This window comes from Nereida sp. NH-UV-3 (assembly GCF_042939535.1).
Taxonomy (GTDB): domain Bacteria; phylum Pseudomonadota; class Alphaproteobacteria; order Rhodobacterales; family Rhodobacteraceae; genus Nereida; species Nereida ignava.
This window is the reverse complement of sequence record NZ_CP132157.1, coordinates 2,269,643-2,291,242: the sequence shown is the minus strand read 5'-3', so window position 1 is coordinate 2,291,242 and position 21,600 is coordinate 2,269,643. Positions and strand designations below refer to the sequence as shown.

Annotated in this window: 20 protein-coding genes; 9 read left to right on the top strand and 11 right to left on the bottom strand. The window is 55.2% G+C overall.

Annotated features, from left to right (window positions below; genetic code table 11):
* Window positions 1-27: 27 nt before the first annotated feature.
* The 4 genes from NeNHUV3_RS11270 to ptsP all read left to right on the top strand — a co-directional run bounded on the left by NeNHUV3_RS11270 (window position 28) and on the right by ptsP (window position 4,775).
* Complete coding sequence (locus NeNHUV3_RS11270) at window positions 28-534, top strand: NUDIX hydrolase (protein WP_391481496.1); 507 nt, start codon at window positions 28-30, stop codon at window positions 532-534.
* A gap of 86 nt (window positions 535-620) precedes the next feature.
* The gene (locus tag NeNHUV3_RS11265) at window positions 621-1,031 is read left to right on the top strand and encodes a DUF1178 family protein (protein ID WP_391481495.1); all 411 of its coding nucleotides are present in this window, start codon (window positions 621-623) and stop codon (window positions 1,029-1,031) included.
* 97 nt (window positions 1,032-1,128) lie between these two features.
* The gene (locus NeNHUV3_RS11260) at window positions 1,129-2,364 is read left to right on the top strand and encodes an aspartate kinase (RefSeq protein ID WP_391481493.1); all 1,236 of its coding nucleotides are present in this window, start codon (window positions 1,129-1,131) and stop codon (window positions 2,362-2,364) included.
* A 167-nt stretch (window positions 2,365-2,531) separates the two neighbouring features.
* A complete protein-coding gene (gene ptsP / locus NeNHUV3_RS11255; RefSeq protein ID WP_391481491.1) occupies window positions 2,532-4,775 on the top strand; it encodes a phosphoenolpyruvate--protein phosphotransferase in 2,244 nt (747 codons plus the stop codon).
* On the opposite strand, the gene NeNHUV3_RS11250 is transcribed toward ptsP, so the two are convergent.
* A complete protein-coding gene (locus tag NeNHUV3_RS11250) occupies window positions 4,772-5,266 on the bottom strand; it encodes a GNAT family N-acetyltransferase (protein WP_391481490.1) in 495 nt (164 codons plus the stop codon). The genes ptsP and NeNHUV3_RS11250 overlap by 4 nt on opposite strands.
* Window positions 5,267-5,351: 85 nt before the next feature.
* Between NeNHUV3_RS11250 and NeNHUV3_RS11245 the strand changes: the two genes are divergently transcribed.
* On the top strand, window positions 5,352-5,972 hold the full coding sequence (locus NeNHUV3_RS11245; RefSeq protein ID WP_391481488.1) for a flavin reductase family protein: 621 nt from the start codon (window positions 5,352-5,354) through the stop codon (window positions 5,970-5,972).
* 74 nt (window positions 5,973-6,046) lie between these two features.
* On the top strand, window positions 6,047-6,589 hold the full coding sequence (locus tag NeNHUV3_RS11240) for an adenine phosphoribosyltransferase (RefSeq protein WP_391481486.1): 543 nt from the start codon (window positions 6,047-6,049) through the stop codon (window positions 6,587-6,589).
* A gap of 30 nt (window positions 6,590-6,619) precedes the next feature.
* Here the strand turns inward: NeNHUV3_RS11240 and NeNHUV3_RS11235 are convergent, their stop codons facing one another.
* The 10 genes from NeNHUV3_RS11235 to coxB form a co-directional block, all read right to left on the bottom strand.
* Window positions 6,620-8,044 carry an FAD-binding oxidoreductase gene (locus NeNHUV3_RS11235; protein ID WP_391481484.1) on the bottom strand — a complete coding sequence of 475 codons (1,425 nt, stop codon included), beginning with the start codon at window positions 8,042-8,044 and terminating at the stop codon, window positions 6,620-6,622.
* 125 nt (window positions 8,045-8,169) lie between these two features.
* On the bottom strand, window positions 8,170-8,760 hold the full coding sequence (locus NeNHUV3_RS11230; RefSeq protein ID WP_391481483.1) for a GNAT family N-acetyltransferase: 591 nt from the start codon (window positions 8,758-8,760) through the stop codon (window positions 8,170-8,172).
* Entirely contained in the window at window positions 8,760-10,019 is a 1,260-nt protein-coding gene (locus NeNHUV3_RS11225) for a M16 family metallopeptidase (RefSeq protein WP_391481481.1), read from the bottom strand. The genes NeNHUV3_RS11230 and NeNHUV3_RS11225 overlap by 1 nt, the downstream gene beginning before the upstream one ends.
* The gene (thrC, locus tag NeNHUV3_RS11220) at window positions 10,020-11,402 is read right to left on the bottom strand and encodes a threonine synthase (protein WP_391481479.1); all 1,383 of its coding nucleotides are present in this window, start codon (window positions 11,400-11,402) and stop codon (window positions 10,020-10,022) included.
* Entirely contained in the window at window positions 11,399-12,088 is a 690-nt protein-coding gene (locus tag NeNHUV3_RS11215; RefSeq protein WP_391481478.1) for an SURF1 family protein, read from the bottom strand. The genes thrC and NeNHUV3_RS11215 overlap by 4 nt, the downstream gene beginning before the upstream one ends.
* Before the next feature lie 77 nt (window positions 12,089-12,165).
* Window positions 12,166-12,966, bottom strand: coding sequence for a cytochrome c oxidase subunit 3 (locus tag NeNHUV3_RS11210; RefSeq protein WP_391481476.1), 801 nt, complete (start codon window positions 12,964-12,966; stop codon window positions 12,166-12,168).
* 21 nt (window positions 12,967-12,987) lie between these two features.
* Window positions 12,988-13,590: a cytochrome c oxidase assembly protein gene (locus NeNHUV3_RS11205; RefSeq protein ID WP_048599668.1), complete on the bottom strand. Its 603-nt coding sequence runs from the start codon at window positions 13,588-13,590 to the stop codon at window positions 12,988-12,990.
* A gap of 5 nt (window positions 13,591-13,595) precedes the next feature.
* On the bottom strand, window positions 13,596-13,790 hold the full coding sequence (locus tag NeNHUV3_RS11200) for a hypothetical protein (protein ID WP_341246388.1): 195 nt from the start codon (window positions 13,788-13,790) through the stop codon (window positions 13,596-13,598).
* Window positions 13,790-14,734 (bottom strand): heme o synthase, encoded by a 945-nt coding sequence (cyoE, locus tag NeNHUV3_RS11195; RefSeq protein WP_391481475.1) that lies wholly within the window; start codon window positions 14,732-14,734, stop codon window positions 13,790-13,792. The genes NeNHUV3_RS11200 and cyoE overlap by 1 nt, the downstream gene beginning before the upstream one ends.
* A 76-nt stretch (window positions 14,735-14,810) precedes the next feature.
* Window positions 14,811-15,731 (bottom strand): cytochrome c oxidase subunit II, encoded by a 921-nt coding sequence (gene coxB / locus NeNHUV3_RS11190; protein WP_391481474.1) that lies wholly within the window; start codon window positions 15,729-15,731, stop codon window positions 14,811-14,813.
* Between the two features lie 194 nt (window positions 15,732-15,925).
* Here coxB and tldD point away from each other — a divergent pair, with 194 nt between their 5' ends.
* From tldD to topA, 3 genes are all read left to right on the top strand, one after another.
* Window positions 15,926-17,371: a metalloprotease TldD gene (gene tldD / locus NeNHUV3_RS11185; RefSeq protein ID WP_391481472.1), complete on the top strand. Its 1,446-nt coding sequence runs from the start codon at window positions 15,926-15,928 to the stop codon at window positions 17,369-17,371.
* Between the two features lie 79 nt (window positions 17,372-17,450).
* Complete coding sequence (gene dprA / locus NeNHUV3_RS11180) at window positions 17,451-18,674, top strand: DNA-processing protein DprA (protein ID WP_391481470.1); 1,224 nt, start codon at window positions 17,451-17,453, stop codon at window positions 18,672-18,674.
* A gap of 160 nt (window positions 18,675-18,834) precedes the next feature.
* Window positions 18,835-21,447 carry a type I DNA topoisomerase gene (gene topA, locus NeNHUV3_RS11175; protein ID WP_391481468.1) on the top strand — a complete coding sequence of 871 codons (2,613 nt, stop codon included), beginning with the start codon at window positions 18,835-18,837 and terminating at the stop codon, window positions 21,445-21,447.
* Window positions 21,448-21,600: the final 153 nt, after the last annotated feature.

Here is a 21,600-nt window from a genome sequence, read left to right as displayed (position 1 = left end):
GGCTTAGGAGGCACGAAGGACACAACGATGCCACCACACAAAAAACATGCAGGCCAAAGACGCACCAATAAATCAATGAAGCAGCTACCGCTCTCTGTTACGGGTAAAACCAAGTATGACCTTCGCACGCAGTTCTCTGCGCTGCCCTTTCGAGTTGTGGCTGGCAAGCTTGAGATTTTGTTGATTACCTCGCGCGGGACTGGACGCTGGATCATCCCCAAAGGCTGGCCCATGGCCGACACAACCCCAAGTGATGCCGCAGCAACAGAAGCTTTTGAAGAAGCGGGTGTTGAGGGCAAAATCTACAAAACCTGCATCGGGCTTTATTCATACACCAAACAAATGGACGACATGCCAAACCTGCCATGCGTAGCAATGGTGTACCCGCTTAAGGTCAAGAAAATTCTCAAAGACTACCCCGAAGTAGATCAGCGCAAACGCAAGTGGTTCAGCCAATCAAAAGCAGCCAAAAAGGTGGATGAGCCTGAGTTGCGGGCGATTATCTCCTCGTTTGATCGCAGCTTGCTGAGCTGACGCAGCTACGCGCTTGTGATCTTGCCCTCCAGTACGCTTTGCCTACATAATACATGACTTGATGATGCTTAGGGCCTTTGATCCGCATGATCCGATATAACTTGAAATGTACAAATGATCACCAGTTTGACAGCTGGTTTGCCGACGCCGCCAGCTATGACACGCTGCGCGGGCGCAATTTAGTTTCTTGTGCTGTGTGCGGTGATACGGATGTCTCCAAATCCCTGATGGCGCCGCAAGTACGCCCCGCCCGAGGCGCGCTGAGCCAAGCCGCCTCCCCCGCCGAGCAAGCGATAGCAGAAATGCGCAAACACATTGAAACCAACGCTGATGATGTGGGCACCAATTTCGCAGCCGAGGCGCGCAAAATTCATGATGGTGAAACGCCCGAACGCGCAATTTACGGCCAAGCCAACGTGCAAGAAGCCAAAGAGTTGATCAAAGACGGCGTGCCTGTGGTGCCCCTGCCGTTCATGGCGAAAGACAAAGCCAACTAGCGTGCTGCGCGCCCGTCGCTAAATCGCCCGCCTTCTACTTGCCCAAAAACCACCCATGGCATAAACGACGCCCAACATCAGACAAAGGGCGCACAATATGCCGACATTGGTAATGAAGTTTGGCGGCACATCAGTCGCAAACCCTGATCGTATCAAACGCGCAGCCAAACGCGTCGGCGTTGAAGTTACCAAAGGGTACAACGTGATCGTGATCGTCAGCGCGATGTCTGGCAAAACCAACGAACTTGTTGGTTGGGTAAACGAAATATCGCCCCTCTATGACGCCCGTGAATATGATGCAGTTGTGGCATCAGGCGAGTTGGTGACAGCTGGTCTAATGGCGCTGACACTACAGGAAATGGACGTCCCCGCACGCAGCTGGCAGGGCTGGCAAGTGCCCGTAAAAACTACCTCTGCGCACGCTTCGGCGCGCATTGAGGAAATCCCTACAGACAACATCGTTCGGACATTCGAAAACGGCATGAAGGTTGCGGTCGTCGCGGGTTTCCAAGGCATCAGCCCCGAAGGCCGCGTCACAACTTTGGGCCGTGGCGGCTCTGACACAACGGCCGTGGCGTTTGCTGCTGCATTCGGCGCAGAACGGTGCGATATCTACACAGACGTTGATGGTGTCTACACTACAGACCCACGTGTATCTGACAAAGCGCGCAAACTGGACAAAATCGCATTTGAAGAGATGCTCGAGCTGGCCTCACAGGGTGCAAAAGTTCTTCAGACACGCTCTGTTGAATTGGCGATGCGCTACAAAGTTAAGCTGCGCGTGTTATCAAGTTTTGAAGAACAATCAGATCAAGCAGGCACTCTTGTCTGCGATGAGGAGGAAATCATGGAATCCAACGTAGTCTCCGGCGTGGCGTTTAGCCGTGATGAAGCCAAAATGACCCTCATCTCGGTCGCCGATCGTCCTGGCATCGCCGCTGCCATTTTTGGCCCGCTGGCCGAAGCAGGCATAAACGTCGATATGATCGTGCAAAACATCTCGGAAGAGGGCCGCACAGACATGACGTTCTCGTGCCCCGTTGATCACGTAGCGCGCGCCGATCAAGCCCTTCAGGAAGCCAAATCATCAGGCAGCATCAACTACCAAGAGCTGATCGCTGATAAAGACGTGGCCAAGCTGAGCGTCGTTGGCATCGGGATGCGCAGCCACGCAGGTGTAGCCGCTAAAATGTTCGCGGCCCTTCAAGCCGAAGGCGTCAACATCAAGGTCATCACCACATCCGAGATCAAAATCTCTGTTCTGGTTGATCGCAAATACATGGAACTGGCTGTCCAAGCGCTTCATGATGCGTTTGAGTTGGAAAAAGCCTAAACGCTAGGCCGCGTAATCCCCTGTTTGTGCTGCATTTTTAACCACTTCCCTTTGCAGCGCTTACAATTTCAGACGGGCTTAGCGCTAACTTGATGACCGGCGGGTGAAATACAGGTATGACACCATCATGGCGCCAGCTAAGGCGTCCTAAAAGTGGTTGAATACGGGTGTCACAAACTTCTGAGAGCGAAAGCCGCAAGCTGCTTGGCGCACTGCGCGACACTATGGCCAGCGACCGCGCCGGCCAAGCGCGCATGGACGACATTACTCAACTGATTGCCCAAAGCATGGGCACAGACGTGTGCTCTATCTACCTGTTTTGCGACGAGGACACCCTTGAGCTTTGTGCCACACAGGGCCTCAACGCAGAAGCTGTCCACCAAACCCGTATGCGACTTGGTGAGGGGCTTGTAGGCCGCGTGGCGCGCACCAAACGTCTGGTCAATACCGACAACGCGCCACAACAACGTGGTTTCCGCTATATGCCCGAAACTGGCGAAGAGGTCTTTTCCGGCTTTCTGGGCGTGCCAATCCAACGGTTGGGCGAAGTATTGGGCGTGTTGGTCGTTCAGTCGCGCCAAACCCGTGAATACACCGCTGACGAGATCTATGGCCTTGAGGTTGTGGCCATGGTGCTTGCAGAAATGACAGAGCTTGGCGCGTTTGTCAGCGACGAGACCGGTGTGGGCGCGTTGCACCAGCGTGCCGTTATGTTCCGTGGATCAGTGGGCCAAGAAGGTGCCGCCGCGGGACAAGTTTATCTGCACGAACCCCGCGTTGTCGTCACAAACCCCGTGGCCGATGACCCCGAGGCAGAGCACAAACGCCTCAACGATGCCGTTGAGACATTGCGCATGTCCGTTGACGAAATGCTGACTGGTGCCGGAACCGGCGACAAAGAACAAAAACAGGTCCTTGAGGCCTATAGGATGTTTGCCAACTCAAAGGGCTGGCTGCGCCGGATGGATGAAGACATCGAACTTGGCCTATCCGCCGAAGCCGCGGTTGAAAAAGAACAATCCGCCGCCCGTACTCGGATGAACGAGGTCACTGACGCTTATCTGCGCGAACGGCTGCAAGACCTTGATGACCTATCCAACCGCCTTCTGCGAATTCTAACGGGCCAAGGGGCGGACACCGGCGCCGAAATGCCAGAGCACCCTGTTCTTGTGGCGCGCAACATTGGTCCGGGCGAATTACTTGAATACGGGCGCAAGCTACGTGCGATTGTCCTTGAGGAAGGCAGCGTCGGCAGCCACGCAGGGATCGTTGCGCGCGCGTTGGCCATCCCACTGGTGATACAGGCCAAGGGCGTCACGACAGAGGCCCTCAACGGTGATCAAATTCTTGTGGACGGTGAACAGGGCATTGTGCACCTGCGCCCCGAGGACACAGTTACCACTGCGTTCAAAGATAAAATCGCGATGCTCGCCAAAGCGCAGGACCGCTACACAGACATTCGTCACAAGCCTGCCACCGCTTTGTGCGGCACAACCATTTCGCTGCAAATGAACGCGGGGCTTATGGCCGATTTGCCAAGCCTTGAGAATTCCGGTGCAGAGGGCGTGGGCCTTTTTCGGACAGAATTACAGTTTCTTGTGCGCAACCAATTCCCCCGCCGATCAGAGTTGGCCAGCTTGTATGGCCGCGTACTTGATGCGGCTCAGGGCAAGCGCGTTGTGTTCCGCACGCTTGATATCGGCTCGGACAAAGTTCTGCCCTATATGAAACCGCAAGACGAACCAAACCCCGCATTAGGGTGGCGCGCGATCCGTGTGGGCCTTGATAAGCCGGGCGTTTTGCGAATGCAGTTGCAAGCGCTTTTGCGCGCTGCAAATGGCCGCGCACTTACCGTTATGTTCCCGTTTGTAGCCCAATACGAAGAGTTCACCCAAGCCCGCGCAGCCCTTACCAAAGCGATTAAACGCGAAGAAGCGCTTGGGCATATCCTTCCCGAAAACATCGAAGTCGGCGCCATGTTGGAAACTCCGTCTCTGGCCTTTGCCCCGGATGCATTTTTTGAAGATGTGGATTTTTTGTCGATTGGCGGCAATGATCTTAAGCAATTCTTCTTTGCTGCGGACCGTGAGAACGAGCGCGTCCGTAAACGGTACGACAGCCTGAACGTCAGCTTTTTGTCATTCATGGAAATGATCGTAGACCGGTGCAGCAAGACGCAAACTCCCATTTCGTTTTGTGGCGAAGACGCGGGCAAACCGATTGAAGCAGTTTGCTTTGCCGCTATGGGACTGCGCACGTTGTCGATGCGCCCCGCCTCAATTGGCCCTGTGAAATCATTGTTGATGCGGGTCAATTTGGCAGATGTAAAAAAGGTGATCGAAACTGCGCGCGCCGAAGGCAAAATGTCAGTCCGTGATGACATCGCAGCCTATATCCGCAGCCTTGGCTAGGACACGCTGTCCACTTTTTGCACCTGTCCTGTGATGCCATCCCAAGCGTGCGGTACTAACGAGAGGCCCAAGACACGTTCGGGGTTTGTTGGTGGCGGCATGGTCACATCCGTCAGCTTGCGAAAGCCAAATTTGGAATAATACGGCGCATCCCCCACCAGAATGACGCGGGTCCACCCAAGGTTTTGCGCCCGCGAAAGACTGTCGCGAATAAGCACGCTTCCCAATCCCTCACCCTGCCGTGTTGGGTGAACAGCAACTGGGCCCAGCAAAAGCGCCGTGTCACTGCCGATTTGCACAGGCCAATACCGGATCGCACCGCCCAAAATACCCGCCTCATCACGCGCCACCAATGACAACCCAGGTACCTGCGCCACGCCGTCACGTAGTCGGTAGGAAGAAAGCGCCTCACGGCCGGGCGCAAAGCAAAGGTCATAAAGCGCCTCTACCTCCCACCAGTCGTGCTGACTTTCTTCACGTAACCCCGCCACGCTGCTCACCTTTTGCTTATCGTGCCACTGGAACTCGCCCTAACATGCAGGTTAACGTGGGGCAAAGCGCAAAGGTACATCAACCATGTTCTACACCCCCTCAAACGAGGCAGGCGCCGGCAGCGGGCTGGCCCATAACCCGTTCAACGCCATTGTGACCCCCCGCCCCATCGGCTGGATCAGCACCCGTGACGCAGACGGCTCGGACAACCTCGCGCCTTATTCGTTTTTCAACGCAGTCGCGTACACGCCCCCTCAGGTGATGTTTTCGTCCACCAGCAGTAAGGCTGACCGTGGTGACACCAAAGACAGCGTGGCCAATATCCGTGCAAGCGGAGTGTTTTGCGTCAACATAGTTGAATTCACCGCCCGTGACGCCATGAACGCCAGCAGTGAAATGCTGCCAAAAGACGTGGATGAGTTTGAGCACGCAGGCCTGACAAAGGAACAATGCGAGACGATTTCTTGCGCGCGCATCGCAGGTGCACCCGCAGCGCTTGAGTGTAAATTGACCGAAATTATCACTTTGCGCGGTGAGCATAACTTCTTGGTGCTGGGTGAAGTTACAGGGGTTCATATGCGTGATGATTGCATCGTTGATGGCCGGTTTGACATCAGCACCTTCACGCCGCTGGCACGCATGGGCTACAAAGACTATACCGCCGTCCGTGACGTTTTCACACTGACCCGCCCTGATCAAAAGTAAGCCAGTACCGTTGACATAGCGGCCGCAACGCGGTCACAAGCCAACATCCCAACGCCCGCCCAAAGGAGGCCACCATGGCCCGCTCAAACAAAACCGTTCGCGATTACATCCGCACAATTCCTGACTTTCCGCATGAAGGGATCATGTTTCGTGATGTGACCACACTTTTTGCAGACCCGCGCGGATTTCGCATCGCGATTGACCAATTGCTGCACCCTTATGCGGGCACTGACATCGACCGGATTGTAGGGCTGGAAGCGCGTGGGTTTATCCTTGGCGGTGCCATCGCCCACCAGCTTAGTGTGGGGTTTGTGCCAATCCGCAAAAAAGGCAAACTACCCGGCAAAACCCTCAGCCAAGATTACACGTTGGAGTACGGCGAAGCGACGATGGAAATCCACGATGATGCCATCCAGCCGGGCGAAAAAGTTCTGGTGGTTGATGATCTTCTGGCAACGGGCGGTACTGCTGAGGCGGGTATCAAATTGCTCGAAAAGCTCGGTGCCGAGATTGTTGGCTGCGCTTTTGTGATTGATCTGCCTGATCTTGGTGGACGTGCCAAGTTTGAGGCGATGGGCGTCGACATCCACGCGCTTTGTGCATTTGAAGGCGATTAAAGTCTGAAGCTGGCGCGCGGCAATAACGCACTAGCGCGCCAACACGGCACCTGGGTTCATGATGCCTTTCGGGTCAAGAGCATCTTTAATGGCACGCATCGTGGTCAATTTCACCGGGTCGCTATAGCGTTCAAGATCAGCAACTTTGAGCCGTCCAACACCGTGCTCGGCACTCACCGACCCGCCCATGTCGTGGACAAGGTCGTGCACTGTGCGTTTAATATCCTCACGCTGGTGCTCATGATCGGCTCGGCTTTTGCCATCCACCGGGAAGACGTTGTAGTGAAGATTACCGTCGCCCACGTGACCAAAACAATTCACCCGAAACGATCCCAGCTGTGCAATCGCCTGATTGCCACGTTCGATGAACGCAGGGATAGCCGACAGCGGCACCGAAATGTCATGGCTGCTCACCGAACCAATCCGGCGATTTGCTTCTGGGATATTCTCGCGCAAGGCCCAAAACTGCTGCCGCTGGCTTTGTGATTGTGCAATAACGCCGTCGCTTACCAAGCCGGCCTCGCTGGCTTCGGAAAACAACGTCTCAAGTGCTGTCGCCGGATCAAGTCCTTGGGCCAAACCAACATCAATCAGTACCATCCACTCGGGCTTTTCAGCAAACGGCTGGCGCACATCTGGCAGCGTCTCAGACAAAAAATCTAGACCCTGTTTGTGGATCAGCTCAAACGCAGAGACACCACCGCCCATACGCTTTTGCGTCAGCGCAAGCAGCGATAGTGCAGCGCGCGGATCACGGACCGCCATAAACGCTGTCCCTTCTGAGGCGGGCTCAGGGTGCAGGCGCAAACACGCGGCGGTAATAATCCCAAGGGTCCCTTCGGCGCCAATCATCAGGTGACGCAGATCATAGCCTGTGTTGTTTTTGCGCAAACGCGTCAGGCCGTTCCAGATTGTGCCATCAGGCATCACGACCTCAAGGCCAAGGCATAGATCGCGCGCATTTCCGTAGCGCAGAACATTTACGCCGCCCGCATTGGTCGACAGCACGCCGCCCACCCGCGCACTGCCCTCACTGGCAAGCGAAAGCGGAAACATCAGACCTTCGGCGCGGGCGTGTGACTGAACATCCGCAAGGATCATTCCTGCTTCTACCACCATCACGCCTTCCTCCGCGTGCATGGAACGCAACGCTGTCATCCGCTCGAGCGACAAGATCAATGGGGGCACACCGTCTTCCGCAATTTGCCCGCCAACAAGTCCCGTTCCGCCACCGTATGGAATGACCGCAACACCTGCAGCATGAGCCGCCGCAACAAGGGTTGCGACTTGCTCGGTTGTGCGCGGTTTCGCAAGCAGTCCCGCTGTGCCAGCATACCGTCCACGCGGCTCTTCAAGGTAGGATGCAGTGACAGTCGCGAACACGTCATCGGGCATTAGGGCGCGTACTTTGGCCTCAAAATCAGACGTGGCGGAAACAAGCGGTGCAATCGACATAGCGCATCCTTAAATCACGGGCGGTTGGGGCTTCATGCCATGGGGCTACCTTGGTGAAAAGGCTACAACATAGCGCAGCTGGCAACACGTAAAAACGTAGTGCAGTGGCGCGCAAAAGCAGCCCCTTAAGCCAGACCAATGTCCGTGCGGCCCCGACGGTCGCCGCGCAAATTTGCATACAGCACATGATTGCGCCAGCGTCCGTCAATTTGCAGGTAGCTTTGCGCAACACCTTCATATTTGAAGCCCGACTTCTCTAAAACGCCCCGCGATGCTTTGTTCTCAGGCAAGCAAGCCGCCTCAAGACGGCTTAGATCAAGGGTGTTGAAAGCATAATGGGTGGTAGCTTCGATGGCTTCGCGCATGAACCCCTGCCGTGCGGCAGCGCGCGCCACCCAATATCCCAATGTGCCCGCCTGCGCAGGACCGCGACGGATGTTATCAAGGGTGATTGCGCCGATCAGCGCCTGATCCTCACGGCGGATCAAGAAAAGCGGCAAAGCCGTGCCTTGGGTAATCGCCCGCTGTGCCCAGTAAACCCGATTGGTAAATGCCTTGCGTGATAAGTGATCCGCTGCCCAAGTTGGTTCCCAAGGCGTTAGAAAATCATGGCTATCCCTGCGCTGTGACGCCCAAAACCGAAAATCTCTATGAGCCGGTTGGCGAAGGGTCATTCGCTCCGTTTCGATAATGACTTTGCGTTTTGATCTCAGCATCAGGCGGCCAGTCGCGCCTTTAGTTGCTCAAGGTGCGGCGCTTGCTCAACAGGACCATAAAGCGCCATCGCGCTGCGGGCCGTCACAAGGTTTTCAGCAAAATCTTTGACATCTCCCGTGGTGACCGCATCAATCCGCTCAACCGCCTCATCCAGCTGAGGGATACGGTCCCAAATCGACATCATCCGCGCCAAACGCTCGCAACGCGCAGATGGGCTTTCAAGCCCCATTAGCATCCCTGCCTTCATCTGCGCACGCGCACGCGCCACTTCTTCTGGGGTCATATCGCTGGCGGCACGTTTCATCTCGTCCATGGTCAGACCAGCAAGATCACCAATTTGCTCAGCGCTTGTACCGGCGTAAATCGTCATCAAGCCCGTGTCCGCATAGGCGCCTGCTTGACTGAAAATCGTATAGCACAAACCGCGCTTTTCGCGGATTTCTTGGAACAGGCGGCTCGACATGCCACCCCCGAATGCTGTGGCAAATATCTGGGCCGTATATATCTGCGGATCGCGGTAGTCTGGCCCTTCCAACGCCAAGGCAAAGTGCACCTGCTCAAGGGATTTCACCTCGCGCCGCTCTCCACCTTCAAAACGCGCAGCGTCTGATTGAATTGACGGTGCGGCGGGTAAATGGCCGAACATTTCTTCTGCACGGCGGACAAGATCATCATGATCCACGGCACCAGCGGCAGCCAAAATCATCTGACCTGGGCCGTAGTGCTGCGCCACGAATTGCGCCAGATCATCACGGCTAAAGCTTTGAACCCGCTCAACAGGCCCCAAAATTGTTCGCCCGATCGCTTGGTCAGGATAAGCCTCTTCTTGCAACCAATCGAACACGATATCGTCCGGTGTATCCAACGACTGGCCGATCTCTTGCAAAATCACACCTCGTTCGACTTCAATTTCAGCAGGGTCAAAAACAGGGTTGAGAACAATATCGCCAATCACATCAAGCGCCAGCGGCACATCGTTTTCCAACACGCGGGCATAGTAGGCCGTCATCTCGCGGCTGGTATATGCGTTGATATAGCCCCCCACGTCTTCAATCGCCTCAGCGATTTGTAACGCGCTGCGCCGCTTGGTGCCTTTGAAGGCCATATGTTCAAGAAAATGCGCGATGCCATTTTGAGGCAGCGTTTCATTGCGACCGCCCGCTTGCACCCAAATGCCGATAGACGCGCTTTTCAGCCCCTCCATATGCTCTGTTACAATGCGAAAGCCGTTGGACAAGCGATGGGTTTGAACACTCACTTAGATACGATCCTTGATGATGGTCTTGATGTCAGAGACGCCGCCAGTCACGCGGGTGATACGCTCGTCGCGCTCAAATAGATCCGCCATACGCGCGGGCAACGCAGGGAACACACCGCTAGCCGCCTCGACTGCGTTTGGGAATTTCGCTGGATGTGCAGTGGCCAAAGTAATCATCGGCGTAGCACCCAAATGCCCTTCTGCGACATGCACACCAACAGCTGAATGTGGGCACAGCAATTCACCATGATCCGCATGATAGCGCGTAATGGCCGCCGCAGTTTCACTTTCGGACGCACGGCCAGACGCAAATGTATCGCGCAGCGCTGAAATCGCCCCTTGGCTGACAGTAAACGCACCGCTTTGCTTCAACTCATCCATTTGTTGGGCAATCGCCGCGCCGTCGCTTCCATAGGCATAATAAAGCGCACGTTCAAAGTTCGAGCTGACCTGAATATCCATGGACGGGCTGATCGAGGGCTTCACCCCTTCGGTGCTGTAAACACTTGTCTCAAGAGTACGGTGCAGGATGTCGTTTTGGTTGGTTGCGATGGCCAGTTTGTCGATGGTTAAGCCCATCTGTTTGGCAATGTAGCCGGCAAAAATGTCGCCAAAGTTACCAGTAGGCACTGTAAAGCTAACCTCACGGTGCGGCGCACCAAGGCTCACTGCGCTGGAGAAATAGTACACAACTTGCGCCAGCACACGCGCCCAGTTGATTGAATTAACCCCAGCAAGACGGACGTCGTCGCGAAAATCAAAATCGTTGAACATGTCCTTCACGGCCGCTTGGCACGTGTCGAAATCCCCATCGACCGCCAACGCATGGACATTGGCCTCTGACGGCGTTGTCATCTGGCGGCGCTGCACATCAGACACACGGCCATGCGGGTACAAAATGAACAGGTCAACCGCTCCAAGCCCGCGGAAGGCCTCCATCGCGGCTGAACCAGTGTCACCAGATGTTGCACCCACAATCGTGACCCGCTCCCCATTACGCTTGAGCGCGAATTCAAACATCTGACCGATCAGCTGCATGGCGAAATCTTTGAACGCCAAGGTTGGCCCGTGAAATAGCTCAAGCAAGAAATGGTTCGGCGCAACCTGCACCAAAGGCGCGCGCGCAGCATGTCCAAAACCCGCATAAGCCTTTGCGATCAGGTCCGCAAATTCTTCGTCTGTGAACGTGTCACCGGTAAATGGACGCATCACACGGAAGGCGATTTCCTCATAACTCAGGCCCGCCATTACTGCGATGTCGGCTTTTGAGAATGTCGGGATGGTCTCGGGAAGATACAATCCGCCATCACGAGCAAGGCCAGTAAGCATCGCCTGTTCGAACGTCAAAACAGGCGCATTGCCACGGGTTGAATGGTACTTCATGTATCTTGCCTTTCGTCAGTCCTGCGCGTCATACGCCACACCACAAAGCCTGTCATCCCCAACCACACAATTGCCAGCGAAAACCACGTGATTGCGTAGTTAAGGTGATCATTGGGAATGGCATCACTTGAAACCGGCAGCGGTGAAACAGCTGGATCAGTTGGGGCTACTGCGCGCGCAATCACCAAAACAGGACGTGTGTTTAGCGCCTTGGCCATGGCATCAACGTCGCGCGCAAACCAGATGTTCTTGGCCAAATCCGGCTCGGGCGTGTAGCCATCAACTTCTGATGGCCAATGCAGATTACCCTCAACCGCCACATCACCTGTCAAACGGGGCGCTTGGTCATCCAACAAAGACTGAAAACCACGGTCGATCATGATGCGACCTGCGGATGTCACAAGCACAGCGATATGGCGGTACCCCGCGCCCACCTGCTTTTGGCTGACCAGCACGCGCAGGTGCTCACCAGTATAATTGCCGCTCACTTGGACAGGCGCGAAACGGTCACGCGTAGGATCGGGTGTTTGAGGCAACTCGGAAACAGGGCCCGCGATGCGCGCATCAATTTCGGTCAGTACGCCTTCTTTCCACGCGAGGCGGTTCATCTGCCAATTGCCCAAAGTCAAAAGGATCGCAATCCCTACAAAGCCTAAAACCAAAATCCCGATGATCTTGCCGCGCATGCTGTTCTCCTAAATCAAACGCAAAAGGCGCGAGGATGACCCCGCGCCTTTGTATCAATATCGCAAATCGCGAGGGGTTAGGCGCCCCAAACGTAAACGGCTGCAAACAGGAATAACCATACCACGTCTACAAAGTGCCAATACCAAGCAGCAGCTTCAAAACCCACGTGCTTTTCTTGTGTGAAGTGACCGCGCTGCAAGCGGATCAAACACACCAGCAAGAAGATCGTACCGACAACAACGTGGAAACCATGAAAGCCGGTCGCCATGAAGAAGTTCGCACCATAGATGTTACCCGCGAAGCCGAAAGATGCGTGGGTGTACTCATACACTTGGAAACCAGTGAAGATCAGGCCAAGCACCACCGCAAGGATCAAACCGTTTTTCATGTCTTTACGGTTGTTTTCGTGCACAAGAGCGTGGTGCGCCCAAGTTGCCGCCGCACCCGAACATAGCAGGATCAGCGTGTTGATAAGCGGCAAGTGCCACGGGTCGAATGTCTCAATCCCTGCGGGCGGCCAAACACCGTCGACCGCAGGAGACATTGGGCCCATGGGGTACATCGCGTGCTTGAAGAAAGACCAGAACCACGCCGCGAAGAACATAACTTCGGACATGATAAAGAAGATGAAACCATAGCGCAGGCCAATAATAACGACCGGAGTATGATCACCCGCTTGGCTTTCCGCAACAGTGTCTGCCCACCAAGCAAACATGGTGTAGAGCACGCCGACGAGGCCAATCAGAAAGAGCCAAGGACCGCTTTCGTGCATCCACAAAACAGCACCAAAAAGCATGATGAAGCCAGTGACCGAGCCGATGAAGGGCCACACACTGGGAGGCAAAACGTGATAATCGTGGTTTTTGACATGGGCCATTTTGTGTCTCTTTTCCGTGTCTTATTGTAGTTGTGATGTCAGGGGTGTTTCGGGTGTTGGTTCAATCAAAGCGGCCTGCTGATCATCAGCGTCCATGCCCGTTTGATCGTCCATCATATGAAATGTGTAGGACAGCGTAATTGTGTGCACATATTTGCCTTCGCGATCATTCACGATGTCAGGATCAACGTAAAAGTTGACCGGCATCGACATGCGTTCGCCTGGCTGCAAAATCTGCTCCTCAAAACAAAAGCAGTGAATTTTGCTGAAATAGGCACCGGCCGCATATGGCGCCACGTTGTAGCTTGCGGTGCCGCGAATTGGTTTATCTGTCGGATTGTAAGCCTCGTAGAAGGCCATGCCGTCTTGACCGATTTTCAGCTCCATCTGGCGCTGCTCCGGTTTGAACTCCCACGGCATATCCCGTGCTGTTGATGCGTCGAAACGCACTTTGATCGTTTGATCCAAAACACCTTCGGTATTGCCCGTGCTGGCGTTTGTGGTGCCACCGTAGCCGGTCACACGGCAGAACAAATCATATAGCGGCACAGAAGCCCACGCCAAAGCGCCCATAATTACGACAACGCCGACCAGCTTCTTTGCCGTGTTCAACTTTGAAGTCATTTCGGTCACTTAGCATCTCCCTCGGTTGTGACAGACGGACGAACAGCATGATCAAACCCCTCAAGGCTGCTGCCTCCGGTAATTTTTACATAAGTCAGTCCAAAAACAATCGCGATCAGCCCCACCAAAACCAGTGCTACAGCACCGTTGCGGCCCGAGCGGCGCGTGTGAAGTTCGTGTTCTTGACGGAAATACCCCATTACCAGCCTCCCAAACCGTATGGTGCAAGCATCACTTCCAACAACAGCGCGCCAAAGTGGGCAAAAAGGTAATAAAGGGAGACTTTAAAGACTGATTTCTCAACTTTGTATTTGTCTGCTTCGGCCTGCGCCTCATCGCGGCGCCAGATGTCATAGGCACCCTTAAGGAACCAGATATTGAAGAACAGCGCCACGGCCAAATAAACCGGCCCGCCAATGCTGGTGAACGCAGTTCCTACAGCAACGGGGAACAGCAGCAGGGTGTAAACAAGAACATGGATGCGGGTGGATTTGCGCCCATGGGTCACGGTCAGCATAGGTACGCGCGCATCATCGTAATCAGTCTTCATGAACAGTGCCAGCGCCCAGAAATGCGGTGGCGTCCACATGAAGATGATCGCGAACATCAGTACCGCTTCAAGACTTACCGAACCCGTCGCAACCACCCAGCCGATCATCGGAGGAAACGCGCCAGCCGCGCCGCCAATCACGATGTTTTGGGGCGTCGCGCGCTTGAGCCACATCGAATAAATAACTGCATAGAAGAAAATGGTGAAAGCCAGCAAACCAGCCGCCACGGCGTTTGTCGCCAACCACAACAGGACGACCGAAAAGCCCGAAAGCGCCAGACCAACGGCCAGCGCCTCGCCCGGCGTTACTTTGCCAGCCGGAATAGGGCGGCGGGCAGTGCGCTTCATGACACTATCGATATCCGCATCCCACCACATGTTCAGCGAACCCGATGCACCCGCACCAATCGCGATAAACAGAATGGCACAAAAGCCAATGAAGGGGTGAACGCTTACAGGCGCAACCAACAGACCAACGAGTGCTGTGAAAACAACGAGCGACATCACCCGCGGCTTCATCAGCGCGAAGTAGTCGCGGAACTCTGCCTCGCCCGGAACGGGCTTTGCAGCTGCTTGCAGACTAGCGTCGGTCATTAGGTGGTCCCTTCGTTAAAGGGCCGAACCAACCGTTCGACCCTAAACCACCCCCCCATGAAAGGAGGGCAGAAAGTTACTTAGAAGCGATCTGGTAGTCACCAGTAGTGACAGGTGAGATGCCTGCGTACTCTTCTTTCGCAGACGCAAGCCATGCCTCGTACTCTGCTTCAGAAACCACTTTTACAGTGATCGGCATGTATGCGTGGTCTTTACCGCACAGCTCTGAACACTGGCCAAAGTAGATACCTTCTTTTTCTGCCTTGAACCATAGTTGCGCCAGACGGCCCGGAACCGCGTCTTGCTTCACGCCAAATGCGGGGATGGTCCATGAGTGGATCACATCCGCAGCCGTCACGGTCATCACCACAGTTTTGTTCACAGGCACAACAACTTGGGTGTCAGTGGCCAGCAACCATTCGCTGCGTGTGTAGCCGTACTCAGCCAGCATTTCTTCCATAGCGGCATCAAGGATGTAGGGTTGCACGCCGTTGGCTTCGCCTGCATCCGTCACGGTAGCGGGCTGGCCGATCATGTAGCTGTCGAATGCGAAACCTTCGTCCACATATTCATAGCCCCAGAACCACTGGTAGCCTGTTACTTTGATGTTGATGTCTGCCTCTGGGATAACTTGTTGCTTGAACAAGACAGGCAGTGAGAACGCGCCGATGAAGACCAAAACGATGATTGGCACAACGGTCCACGCAACTTCCAAAGGTGAGTTATGTGTGAATGTCGCAGGCTCGGGGTTGCGACGGCGGTTGTAGCGCACAGCGACTGCCACCAGCAAACCAGTTACGAAAAGCACGATAACCGCGATGATCACGTTGATCATACCGTCCAACCACTGAAGATCCCGCGCAAGTTCTGTTGCTGCGAATTGAAAGCCTGTGCCGCCCTCAACCGGTGCGCCGCGCACTACTTCTGAGTCCTGAGCCAATGCTGGCCCTGCCACGAACGCGGCAAAAGAGGCCGCCATGAAGGTCGAAAAACGCATTATATCTGCTTCCCGTTGTCTTAAGACGGTCTGTCCCGTCTGGTCCACTTCCACGCGTCAGCTACCGATCACATGGAATCCAATTGTATTCTGAGCGCTTAAAACCATATCCTGAATACAATCTCAAGATTTCGCGTTGCGGCAAACGGACGCTTTTTTGACCCAGATCAAATATTTCACACGTAGGGATACTTATGACTAACGCGCCTTTTCGCCCTTTTGAAACAGCTTTAGACGCAAATGCAGCGCTTTCACAGCTGCAAACAGCTACCGCAGGTGCCGATGACGGCGAACTTTTTCTCGAACGCTCCCGCACTGAATCCATCGTTTTTGATGACGGCCGCGTGAAGAATGCCTCCTACAATGGCTCAGAGGGATTCGGGTTGCGCGCTGTGCGCGGCGAGGTGGCAGGCTATGCGCATAGTTCTGAAATCTCTGAGGGTGCCATAGCGCGCTGCGTTGAAACCGCCCGCTTGGCCGTTGGTGAAGGCGGTGGCGTATTGGCCGACGCACCCGCAGGGACCAACAAAAAACTCTACACGGATGAAAACCCGCTCGACGGGATCGCGTTTGCGGCAAAAGTAGACACGCTGGCCGAGATTGACGCCTTTGCCCGCGCTCTTGATCCCCGCATCGTACAAGTCAGCGCAACTCTGTCGGCCTCGTTTCAAGAAGTTGAGATCATGCGCCCTGATGGGGCCATCACACGTGATGCCCGCCCCATGGCACGGCTCAACATCTCGGTGATCGTAGAAGACCAAGGGCGCCGCGAAAGCGGCGGTGTTGGCGGCGGCGGGCGCTATCTTATGGACGGGCTTATTGATCCGAACCACTGGCAACCGATGGTTCGTGAGGCGTTACGCGTTGCTCTAATCAACCTTGATGCAGTGCCCGCACCCGCTGGCATTATGGATGTGGTTCTGGGTAACGGCTGGCCAGGGATCTTGCTTCATGAGGCCGTGGGCCACGGACTTGAAGGGGACTTCAACCGCAAAGGTGCCTCTGCTTTTGCGGGGCTCATGGGCCAACAAATCGCGGCGAAAGGCGTGACAGTACTTGATGACGGCACCATCCCTGATCGTCGCGGCTCAATCACCGTTGATGATGAAGGCACGCCATCAGCCAAGAACGTACTCATCGATGACGGCATTCTGGTCGGCTACATGCAAGACCGCCAAAACGCCCGCTTGATGGGGGTTGAACCCACGGGCAACGGTCGCCGTCAATCGCATGCACATATCCCCATGCCGCGAATGACCAACACCTATATGCTGGGCGGCGATACGGCCCCCGGGGATTTGGTGGCAGACCTTAAAGACGGCATTTATGCGGTGGGCTTTGGCGGCGGCCAGGTAGACATTACGAACGGCAAATTTGTTTTCTCATGTACCGAAGCCTACCGCGTGCGAAACGGCATTGTGGGCGAGGCTGTCAAAGGTGCGACCCTTATTGGCGACGGCGCAACCGCAATGAAACAAATTCGCGGCATCGGTAATGACATGGCCCTTGATCCGGGCATGGGCTCTTGCGGCAAACAGGGCCAATGGGTGCCCGTAGGTGTGGGACAGCCCAGCTTGATGATTGGCGGCCTGACGGTGGGCGGGTCGGCCACACAAGCGGACATATGCGGCACAATGTGACCTACACAACCTTAAGGCGAGTAATACTCCGTTAACCCGTTCGCGGTAGATGTGATTCTGTAAGCTGACGGAGCCACGGATGAACGAAGACACCCCTTCTTCCACTCACCCCCTACTCCCACCCACCACGGAAGAACATCGCATCGCGTGGCTCCGTCTCTTACGCTCTCGTCGGGTTGGTATTGCCACGTTCTACCGGCTAATGGGCGAACATGGTGATGCGCAAACTGCGCTCGACGCGCTTCCTGATATCGCTGGTGCAGCTGGAGTACGTGGATACGTTGCGTGCCCCAAACAAGTAGTACTTGCCGAAATTGCTGCAGCCAAGCGCGCAGGGGCAACATTGCTTACCGTAGCAGACGCCGCCTACCCCGCGCACCTTAAAGCTATCACCGATGCGCCGCCGGTTCTTTGGGCCTTGGGCAACTTAGATGCGCTTCAAACCCCCTGTGTCGCCATGGTTGGATCGCGAAACGCGTCTTCGCTTGGGGTGCGTCTTGCCTCAAAAATTGCAGGCGAGTTGGTTGAAGCCGGCATCACAATTGTCTCAGGACTTGCGCGCGGGATTGATACTGCCGCCCACCAAAGTGCCCTTGATGCGGGCAGCCGCCAATCAGGCGGACAAACCATTGCCGTCCAAGCGGGCGGCGTTGACTATATATACCCAACCGAAAACGCGCAGCTTCACCACGATATTGCCATGCGCGGTCTGCGACTCTCTGAAATGCCAATGGGCCTTGGGCCAACCGCACGCCATTTTCCACGCCGCAACCGTATCATCAGCGGCTTGGCGCAGGCCGTAATCGTGGTTGAGGCCGCCGCGAAGTCCGGCAGCTTGATCACCGCCCGCAACGCCGCCGATCAAGGCCGCGATGTTTTGGCCGTGCCCGGTCACCCCTTTGATGCACGCGCGTCTGGCTGCAACATTTTACTGCGTGATGGGGCTACTTTAATTCGTAACGCCGCCGATATGTTAGAAGTCCTTGGTGCGCAGCAGACGGCACCGCAACCGCAAACTAGAAGTGCGGAAAATAGTCTCACACTGACAAACTCAGCCACGTCACACACGCGCGTCAGCACCGCATTAACGCCCAAACCAACGACGCAAGATTTGCATGCTCAAATCCTGTCACGGCTCGGACCAACCCCTGCCGCACAAGACCAAATAACCCGCGATGTCGCATACAGTCAAAACCATCACGATCCAGCTCAGATCGGCGCAGCCCTGCTGGAGCTTGAGATCGAGGGTCATATCATCCGTCACCATGGGGGAATGATATCTACGCCGCCTGACCGGCTATAAATACCGCAAACCACGCGCCTGTTCATGTGATGTTAACGTTAGGTTACCCTTGTATGAATATGGTCAAACAGCACCCATGTACGAGTTGTGTTGACAAGCACCCCCTCACCACCACATCTACGTGCGAACTTAATTTCCCTTCCGAGTCGTTAGGACCATCATGCCAGTTGTTGTTGTAGAGAGCCCCGCAAAAGCGAAAACCATCAACAGCTATCTGGGGAGCAACTACACCGTTTTGGCCAGTTACGGCCACGTGCGCGACCTGCCGCCCAAGGACGGTTCCGTTGACCCGGAGAACAATTTTGAGATGCAGTGGGAAGTCGCAAGCGCGTCCAAAAAACACGTCAAAGCGATCGCTGACGCGCTCAAAGATGATCCCAACTTGATACTTGCAACCGACCCCGACCGCGAAGGTGAAGCGATCTCTTGGCACCTTGAGGAAGCCCTGCGCAAACGCAAGATCCTCAAGAAAGATACCCCGGTTAGTCGCGTCGTGTTCAACGCAATCACCAAAACCGCCGTCACCGAAGCAATGCAAAACCCACGCCAAGTTGACACGGAATTGGTCGAAGCATACCTCGCCCGTCGTGCTCTTGATTATCTGGTGGGCTTCAAACTGTCGCCCGTATTGTGGCGCCGCTTGCCCGGTGCAAAATCTGCGGGCCGCGTCCAATCAGTCACCCTGCGGCTGATCGTCGAGCGCGAGATGGAGATCGAGGTCTTCAAGAACCGCGAATATTGGTCAGTCAAAGCCCTACTTGAGACACCGCGTGGAAAATCAGTCGAAGCGCGCCTTACGGTTCTGGCGGGTAAGAAGCTTGATAAATTCGACATTGAAAACGCAACACAGGCCGAATTGGCCCAACAAGCGATCAACAGCCGCGATATCTCGGTCAAGTCGGTTGAGGCCAAACCTACAAGCCGCAACCCCTCTGCCCCGTTTATGACATCGACCCTGCAACAAGAAGCCAGCCGTAAGTTTGGTATGGGCGCACGGCAAACCATGAACGCCGCTCAGCGTCTCTATGAAGCGGGTCTCATCACCTACATGCGGACCGACGGCATCGACATGGCGCCCGAAGCGGTTCACGAAGCCCGCGCGGCGATCAAGACCAAGTTCGGCGAAGATTTCGTCCCTGCGTCTCCGCGTATGTACAAAAACAAAGCCAAGAACGCGCAGGAAGCGCACGAATGTATCCGCCCCACGGACATGATGCGCAGCGCGGACGACATCAAAGTGACCGAAGCAGATCAGCGCAAGCTGTATGACCTGATCTACAAACGGACCATCGCCAGTCAAATGTCTGCCGCCCGAATGGAACGCACAACCGTTGATTTTGGCAGTGCCGATGGTCAGGTCGAGTTGCGCGCTACTGGGCAGGTTGTGATCTTCGAAGGCTTCTTGAAAGTCTATGAAGAAGGCCGAGACGACGACGCTGTCGTGGATGATGACGACAAGCGCCTACCCCAAGTGAACGAAGGCGAAGCGATGGCGAAAGCCTCCGTCACCCCTGAGCAGCACTTCACGCAACCCCCGCCGCGTTACACTGAGGCAACACTGGTCAAGCGGATGGAAGAGTTGGGCATTGGCCGCCCCTCAACATACGCGTCGATCGTGACAACCATTCAGGACCGCGAATACGTGCGCAAAGACAAGAACCGCCTTTTCCCTGAGGACAAAGGCCGCTTGGTCACTGCGTTTCTGACAAATTACTTCCGCAAATATGTAGGCTATGACTACACCGCGTCTCTTGAAGAACAGCTCGATCACGTCAGCGCAGGCGAGGCAGACTACAAAAAGCTGCTCGATACATTTTGGCGCGACTTCAAAGCGACGATCGATGAGGCGATGGACAACTCGATCACGGATGTGCTGGAGAAAATCAACGACGTCCTTGCACCGCATATCTTCCCCGACGAAGGCGACGGCAAAGACCCACGTCTATGTCCTAATTGTGAACAAGGCCGCTTATCCATGCGCACCGCACGGGCCGGTGGTGCGTTTATCGGCTGTTCACGCTACCCTGAATGCAAATACACCCGCCCCTTCGGCCCACCGGACCCCGAGGCAGAAGCAAGTGCTATCCCCCCTGAAGGTAAACTGTTGGGTGAAGACGCGGGCGATAACATCTGGATCCACAAAGGACGCTTTGGCCCCTACGCACAACGCGGCGAAGTGACAGACGACAACAAAAAACCACCGCGCCAATCTGTGCCCAAAGAATGGAAGCCAGAGGAGTTGGACCTTGCAACAACGGTCAAACTGCTTGCCCTGCCCCGCTTGATCGGCCCGCACCCTGAAGATGGCGTGAACGTATGGGCCAATATTGGCCGCTACGGACCGTACCTCAAACACGCCGAAACAACTTCGGACCGTGGCGGGACCAATGCCAACCTTGAGGGTCTTGATGAGGTTTGGGAAGTTGGCATGAACCGCGCTGTTCAACTGTTAGCCGAAAAAGTTGCCAGCCGCGGAGGACGTGGCGCGCCAGCCAAAGTCCTAAAAGATTTAGGCGAGCACCCCGATGGCGGAAACATCTCAATCCGCGAGGGTAAATACGGTCCCTACATCAAGTGGGAAAAAGTAAACGCGACCATCCCCAAAGAGACCAACGCCGAAGATGTGAACATCGATATGGCGCTTGAGTGGATTGCAGAAAAAGAGGCTAAAAAAGGCACGAAGAAACGCGCGCCTGCAAAAAAGAAAGCCCCGGCGAAGAAGGCTGCTGCGAAAAAACCTGCCGCCAAAAAGAAAGCAGCCCCTAAAAAGTAATTGAAAGCCGCCAGCCTGACTTCGGGTTTGGCGGCTTCAATTTGTCTGGTGTTCGCGAAGTCAGGTGTTTCTGCCACTTCAATTCATTTCTTTGTTGCTTTTATGAACTACGCACCTTCGATAACTAAACTCCTTACCCCAAATTGCAACCGG

Excerpts from the sequence above, each read along its gene's own strand:
- NeNHUV3_RS11270 (WP_391481496.1), top strand. The coding sequence starts at position 28 with ATGCCACCACACAAAAAACATGCAGGCCAAAGACGCACCAATAAATCA.
- NeNHUV3_RS11265 (WP_391481495.1), top strand. The coding sequence starts at position 621 with ATGATCCGATATAACTTGAAATGTACAAATGATCACCAGTTTGACAGC.
- NeNHUV3_RS11260 (WP_391481493.1), top strand. The coding sequence starts at position 1,129 with ATGCCGACATTGGTAATGAAGTTTGGCGGCACATCAGTCGCAAACCCT.
- NeNHUV3_RS11245 (WP_391481488.1), top strand. The coding sequence starts at position 5,352 with ATGTTCTACACCCCCTCAAACGAGGCAGGCGCCGGCAGCGGGCTGGCC.
- NeNHUV3_RS11240 (WP_391481486.1), top strand. The coding sequence starts at position 6,047 with ATGGCCCGCTCAAACAAAACCGTTCGCGATTACATCCGCACAATTCCT.
- NeNHUV3_RS11235 (WP_391481484.1), bottom strand. The coding sequence starts at position 8,044 with ATGTCGATTGCACCGCTTGTTTCCGCCACGTCTGATTTTGAGGCCAAA.
- NeNHUV3_RS11230 (WP_391481483.1), bottom strand. The coding sequence starts at position 8,760 with ATGCTGAGATCAAAACGCAAAGTCATTATCGAAACGGAGCGAATGACC.
- thrC (WP_391481479.1), bottom strand. The coding sequence starts at position 11,402 with ATGAAGTACCATTCAACCCGTGGCAATGCGCCTGTTTTGACGTTCGAA.
- NeNHUV3_RS11215 (WP_391481478.1), bottom strand. The coding sequence starts at position 12,088 with ATGCGCGGCAAGATCATCGGGATTTTGGTTTTAGGCTTTGTAGGGATT.
- NeNHUV3_RS11210 (WP_391481476.1), bottom strand. The coding sequence starts at position 12,966 with ATGGCCCATGTCAAAAACCACGATTATCACGTTTTGCCTCCCAGTGTG.
- NeNHUV3_RS11205 (WP_048599668.1), bottom strand. The coding sequence starts at position 13,590 with ATGACTTCAAAGTTGAACACGGCAAAGAAGCTGGTCGGCGTTGTCGTA.
- NeNHUV3_RS11200 (WP_341246388.1), bottom strand. The coding sequence starts at position 13,790 with ATGGGGTATTTCCGTCAAGAACACGAACTTCACACGCGCCGCTCGGGC.
- cyoE (WP_391481475.1), bottom strand. The coding sequence starts at position 14,734 with ATGACCGACGCTAGTCTGCAAGCAGCTGCAAAGCCCGTTCCGGGCGAG.
- coxB (WP_391481474.1), bottom strand. The coding sequence starts at position 15,731 with ATGCGTTTTTCGACCTTCATGGCGGCCTCTTTTGCCGCGTTCGTGGCA.
- tldD (WP_391481472.1), top strand. The coding sequence starts at position 15,926 with ATGACTAACGCGCCTTTTCGCCCTTTTGAAACAGCTTTAGACGCAAAT.
- dprA (WP_391481470.1), top strand. The coding sequence starts at position 17,451 with ATGAACGAAGACACCCCTTCTTCCACTCACCCCCTACTCCCACCCACC.
- topA (WP_391481468.1), top strand. The coding sequence starts at position 18,835 with ATGCCAGTTGTTGTTGTAGAGAGCCCCGCAAAAGCGAAAACCATCAAC.